The following is a 6,240-nucleotide window of genomic DNA, read 5'->3' as shown; positions in this document are numbered from 1 at the left end:
AAGAGATGGCAAAGAAATTTTCAAATCTCCTCCTGACTCCTGACTCCTGACTCCTGACTCCTATGCCCTCACGGAAAGACTTTCTCAGCAACCCCTAAGTAATAGATGCAAATAAGATACCCGCTTTCTTAAAGAAAGTGGGTATCTGGGTTTGATCGTTCTAAGTTAATGCAGGTGCGATCGCTTCAGAAAGATACTTATTCGCCGCCTGCTTCAAAACCTCTACCTTATCAGTCCGTTCCCAAGGTAAATCTAAATCAGAACGTCCCAAGTGACCATAAGCTGCAACGTCCTGATAAAAACGTCCGCCTCTTTCACTAGGTAAGTTGCGTAAATTGAAAGTGTGGATAATTCCTGCTGGACGCAGTTCAAAGTTATCTTTGACTAATTGCAGTAAGATTTCATCATCAACCTTACCAGTGCCAAAGGTATCCACAAAAATACTTACAGGTCTGGCTACACCAATAGCATAACTTAACTGGACTTCGCATTTTTCAGCTAAACCCGCAGCCACAATATTTTTCGCCGCATAACGAGCCGCATAAGCCGCAGAACGGTCTACCTTTGTGGGGTCTTTACCAGAGAAAGCACCACCACCATGTCGGGAATAACCACCGTAGGTATCAACAATGATTTTCCGTCCTGTCAGTCCAGAATCTCCTTGAGGTCCACCAATCACAAATTTACCAGTGGGATTGACTAAAAACCGTGTATCCTCAGTTGGTTTAACTGCAATATCGCCAAACACAGGCATGACTACCGCAGTCCACAGGTCTTCTTTAATCTTAGCTTGCACCGCCGCATCATCCGTAATATCCCCAATATTAGGTGTATGCTGGGTGGAAATTAAGATTGTATCAATACCTACAGGTTTACCATCTTCATAAACTACGGTAACTTGGGTTTTACCATCAGGTCGCAAGTATGGCAAATCTCCAGTTTTCCGCACTGCTGCCAATCTTCGGGCAATGCGATGAGCTAAACTAATGGGTAAAGGCATCAATTCTGGTGTTTCGTTACAAGCAAAACCGAACATGATACCTTGATCACCAGCACCAATTTTATCAAATAGTTCTTCACTATCAGCACTACGGGTTTCGTGGGCAGTATTTACACCTTGGGCAATATCCGGTGACTGCTCATCCAAAGCTACGAGTACACTGGCACTATTGGCAGAAAAGCCGTTAACTGCGTCAGTATAACCAATTTCCGCGATTTTTTTACGAGCCAGATTGACAAAATTTACATTGGCTTTGGTGGTAATTTCTCCAGTAATTAATACTAATCCAGTATTAACAACTACTTCAGCCGCCACCCGGCTACTAGGGTCCTGTGTCAACAAAGCATCCAGAATAGTATCAGAGATTTGATCACAGATTTTATCTGGATGACCTTCAGTTACAGACTCGGAGGTAAATAAATAGCGTCGAGACAAAGGAAAATCCTCCTGGAATAACTGGAATAATTTTATTCACTGACTAAATTTGGTTATTTTAGTTTCAGCTACTCATTTCTCAAATCATAACCATATTGACACAGAGAACAGGGAACAGGGAACAGGGAACAGGGAAAAAATTTACTTTCTCCACAACAAAAAAGGGGTACACCCACAGATGCAACCCCTTTTTGTGTTTAACAACATTGCTGGTTCTAGACTTGAGCCGCTAACTTTGCTTCCTTAGCTGTCAATTGTTCATAAACAGCACGCATTTTTAAACCTGTCAACACTTGGAACAAACCAGTTCCATTATTAGAACCTGGATATTCACGGTGTTGCAGTAATAAGTGAGTCATCTCACCTGTGTATTTGGTAGATGTGTTGCTCAGATGGTTTTCGATGTAAATTACTTCGTCCAGGTTGTCAAACTGACCATCTACTTCTAAAACAGATACATAACGACCGTAGTACACATCAGAACCGTAGTAAAGCTGCATACCAGGGTAAGAACAGGTCAGTTTGCGTCCACAAGGAGTCCACTGAATGGTTGAACCTTCATCAAACAAGTATGCTGGATCAAACCCTTCCTTACCTTCTTTTTGTAACATCCGTACCCGCAATACTTTGCGCTCGGTATCATTTTTGATCAAGTTTGTGGGTAATACCTGTAAAACCACATCCGCAAATTCTCTTTGTGGTTCAATGAACTTTTCAAAGTCAGGTTTACGAGAATTGATTTGGGCTAATACATCTTCATAGCGGTGTCCACGTTCCGCCATATCTCGTTGAATCTTCCAGGCAATTTTGACTTCATCACTGATGTCAAAGTAAACACTGAAGTCTAGTAAGGCTCTCACCCGCTCATCATATAGAGGATGCAGCCCCTCAACTACTATAATGTGGTTGGGCTTAATCCGTTCTGGAGGATCAATCATGCCGGTTTCGTGGTTATAAATCGGCTTATCAACGGCATTACCTTCTTTTAGAGCTTTGATTTGCTCATACATGAGGTCAAAATTGTTTGCCCTGGGATCGAGTGCAGTGATACCAGTTTCTTTGCGTTGTTTACGATCAAGGCAATGATAGTCATCCAAGCAGATAACTGTCATTAATTCTTCACCAAATAAGTCGATCAACCGACGCAAAAACGTAGACTTACCGCACCCAGAGTCTCCAGCTACTCCAATCAATACCACGCGTTCCGGCTTACTTGTCATAAATCTCCTCTAAATACTAAAAAGATGACCAAATCAATATTTTTTTCACACAACAGATTTTTGAAGCTAGAGGTTTTACTCTAAGGGTAAAACCCTGCGTTCTTTTTATCCAGCATAAATACAGCATATCAGGGTAGTGATCAACATAGTCCTGTTAACTACTGATTTCTACTATCCTGAGTTCTGGACTGGTAAGTATTTAATCCTAGTGGTATACTAGATTTTAACAGAAAGATGTATTTTGTAACAGGCGTTGCTGTTAAAAACAATTGAATGGTGTAACAGTCTTATTCAACCATATTTTAGTTGACAATCGGCAACAGCAAACAGGCAATATTGATCTTTTTCCTAGCTCCTGGCTTCCGACTCCTGAATTCTCACATATTTGCCTGTTGAAAACTACCAAAGGGTATGTATAATCAGAAAAATAATAAATTTAAATAAATTATTTCGTTTTATAGCGTAAATAATGACTATTATATGTTATTAGGAGAAGCAATAAGTATGTAATTAGTAAAAAAAAGTTTAAATTGATTTACTATTAACATTCTGTCAAAGACTTATCATCTACCTTAGAAGATGAACAGGTGTGTTGGATACCATACCTAATATAGTCTTTGCCGAGTGTACTGAGCAGGGCATCATTTTCATGATGCTGTTTTCTCACATTGTCAGTTTTATGCTTTTATGCAACGAAAATCCGGTAAACTTAAAGCTGACAATATGATGGGAATTTTTTTGATAAACGGTTAAGTAAATATTGGAGTGGTAGAACGAATGTACAATCAAGGTGCTGTTGAGGGTGCTGCCAACATAGAATCAGGTAGCCGCGTCTTCGTATACGAAGTGGTGGGTCTGCGTCAGAATCAAGAATCTGATCAAACGAACTACCCTATTCGTAAAAGTGGCAGTGTATTCATCAGAGTACCTTACAACCGCATGAATCAAGAAATGCGAAGGATCACTCGTCTAGGCGGTAAAATTGTTAGCATTCAGCCTATATCGGTGCTACAGCCAGTTAATGGTCAAGGAGCCGTAGACAGTGCTAACAGAGAAGTCAGCGAGCCAGTGACACCTGTAAATGCTAACAATGAGGAGATTGGTAAAGACGCACCCGTGAGTACCAGTAGCGAAGCCAAAGGTTTCGCTAAACCATCTAAGGATAAAAAAGGTAACACGATGACTCAAGCGAAAGCCAAACACGCTGATGTTCCTGTGAACACTTATCGTCCTAATGCTCCTTTTATCGGTAAGGTAATCTCTAATGAGCCGTTAGTAAAAGAAGGCGGAATTGGTATTGTTCAGCATATCAAGTTTGACTTGACAGGTAGTAACTTAAACTACGTAGAAGGTCAAAGTATTGGTATTATTCCCCCTGGTATAGACAAAAAAGGCAAGCCCGAAAAGCTGAGGCTTTATTCTATTGCTTCCACTCGGCATGGTGATGATGTAGACGACAAGACAGTATCATTGTGTGTTCGTCAATTGGAATATAAAGATCCAGCAAGTGGCGAAACAGTTTATGGTGTTTGCTCTACCTATTTAACTCAGATTAAACCCGGTGATGAAGTAAAAATCACTGGTCCTGTGGGTAAGGAAATGCTATTACCTGAAGACACTGATACTAATGTAATCATGTTAGCTACAGGGACAGGTATTGCTCCTATGCGTGCATATCTGTGGCGGATGTTTAAAGATGCAGAAAGAGCAGCCAACCCAGAATATCAATTCAATGGATTTGCTTGGTTGCTGTTTGGTGTACCTAAGACGGCAAACATTCTCTATCATGAAGAATTGGAAGAGATGCAGGCTAAATATCCTGATAACTTCCGTTTGACCTATGCTATCAGTCGGGAACAACAAAACGCTCAAGGTGGCAGAATGTACATCCAAGACCGTGTAGCAGAAAACGCTGATGAACTGTGGCAGTTGATTAAAAATGAAAAAACCCATACTTACATCTGCGGTTTACGTGGTATGGAAGATGGTATTGATGCCGCTTTGTCCGCTGCTGCTGCTAAGGAAGGTGTGAACTGGAGTGATTATCAGAAAGGCATGAAAAAAGAAGGCCGCTGGCACGTGGAAACCTACTAATGTGGTCAATGCTCAATAGTAATTTAATTCCAAATTCTCAGCTTTAAGTTTGTAGGTGGGGCGATGCCCTGCCTACAATTGTTTTGTGTATATCGTTTGGGCGCAAAATCTGTGGGTGTTAAACTAGGAATATTAGGATTAGGTACTGTGGGAACGGGGACTGTACAATTGTTGCAGGACTTGGAAGGTCGTCACCCACTGTTGCAGGAAATCGAAATTTATCGCGTGGGAGTGCGATCGCTTGATAAACACCGAGATGTAGAACTAGCATCGGGGGTAGTGACTACGGATCTAGAAGCAATTGTCAATGATCCAGATATAGATATAATTGTGGAAGTCATGGGAGGATTAGAACCAGCGCGATCGCTGATCCTCACTGCTATTAAAAATGGTAAGCACGTAGTCACAGCTAACAAAGCTGCTATTTCCCGATTTGGGGCAGAAATATTTACCGCTGCCAACGCATCTGGGGTATATGTGATGCTAGAAGCTTCTGTTGGTGGTGGTATCCCTGTGATTCAACCCCTCAAACAGTCTTTAAGCGTTAATAAGATTCATACTATCACTGGCATTGTTAACGGTACAACTAACTACATCCTTAGCCGGATGCAAACGGAAGGCGGCGACTTCAACGATGTTTTGGCTGATGCTCAACGTTTAGGTTATGCAGAAGCTGACCCTACCGCTGACGTTGATGGCTTAGATGCGGCTGATAAAATTGCTATTTTGGCATCTTTAGGTTTTGGCGATCGCATCAACCTGCAAGATGTTTATTGTGAAGGTATTCGCCAAGTCAGTAAGACCGATATTACCTATGCTGCTAAATTGGGATTTGTGATTAAATTATTGGCGATCGCCAAAGGCCAAATCGGTGATAATTCTCAGCTATCAGTGAGAGTCCATCCTACTTTAGTACCCCAAACTCATCCTTTAGCTAGTATCAATGGTGTTTATAATGCCATTCTTGTGGAAGGAGAACCCATTGGCCAAGTGATGTTTTTTGGACCTGGTGCTGGTGCTGGTGCTACTGCTAGTGCTGTCTGCTCAGATATTTTAAATCTGGTAGCGGCGTTGAAAACTAATACCCCTAAAGTAAATCCCTTATTAGCTTGTAGACATCAACATTACTGTCAAATATCGCCAATTTCTGAACTTGTTACCCGATTTTACACTCGTTTCCTCAGCAAAGACCATCCCGGAGTCATCGGTAAATTAGGAACTTGCTTTGGTAAATATGGCGTGAGTTTAGAGTCAGTCGTCCAAACCGGTTTTCAGGAAGAATTAGCAGAAATTGTCGTTGTCACCCACGATGTGAAAGAGGGCGACTTTAGACAAGCTTTAGCTGAAATTCAAACCCTGGAAGCAATAGATAGCATTCCTAGCATTTTACGAGTGCTTTGAAGAGATAGGTGACTGGGGACTGGTGACTGGGGACTGGGGACTGGGGACTGGGGACTGGTGACTGGGGACTGGTGACTGGGGACTGGTGAC

General features: G+C 41.7%; 4 protein-coding genes. 2 read left to right on the top strand and 2 right to left on the bottom strand.

Translation table 11 applies throughout. From position 1 onward, the window contains the following. Positions 1–160: 160 nt before the first annotated feature. Together metK and H6F47_RS26395 are read right to left on the bottom strand one after the other, a co-directional pair. Positions 161–1,435: a methionine adenosyltransferase gene (gene metK, locus H6F47_RS26400; RefSeq protein WP_137668883.1), complete on the bottom strand. Its 1,275-nt coding sequence runs from the start codon at positions 1,433–1,435 to the stop codon at positions 161–163. Between the two features lie 215 nt (positions 1,436–1,650). Then, positions 1,651–2,655 carry a phosphoribulokinase gene (locus H6F47_RS26395; RefSeq protein ID WP_096565751.1) on the bottom strand — a complete coding sequence of 335 codons (1,005 nt, stop codon included), beginning with the start codon at positions 2,653–2,655 and terminating at the stop codon, positions 1,651–1,653. 777 nt (positions 2,656–3,432) lie between these two features. Between H6F47_RS26395 and petH the strand changes: the two genes are divergently transcribed. Together petH and H6F47_RS26385 are read left to right on the top strand one after the other, a co-directional pair. Beyond that, a complete protein-coding gene (petH, locus tag H6F47_RS26390) occupies positions 3,433–4,749 on the top strand; it encodes a ferredoxin--NADP reductase (protein ID WP_190348133.1) in 1,317 nt (438 codons plus the stop codon). Between the two features lie 111 nt (positions 4,750–4,860). After that, complete coding sequence (locus tag H6F47_RS26385; protein ID WP_190651706.1) at positions 4,861–6,150, top strand: homoserine dehydrogenase; 1,290 nt, start codon at positions 4,861–4,863, stop codon at positions 6,148–6,150. Positions 6,151–6,240: the final 90 nt, after the last annotated feature.

This window comes from Sphaerospermopsis sp. FACHB-1094 (assembly GCF_014696195.1).
In the GTDB taxonomy this organism is placed as follows: Bacteria; Cyanobacteriota; Cyanobacteriia; order Cyanobacteriales; family Nostocaceae; genus Sphaerospermopsis; species Sphaerospermopsis kisseleviana.
The sequence above is the reverse complement of the archived record's forward strand: the minus strand, read 5'-3'. Positions and strand labels throughout refer to the sequence as shown.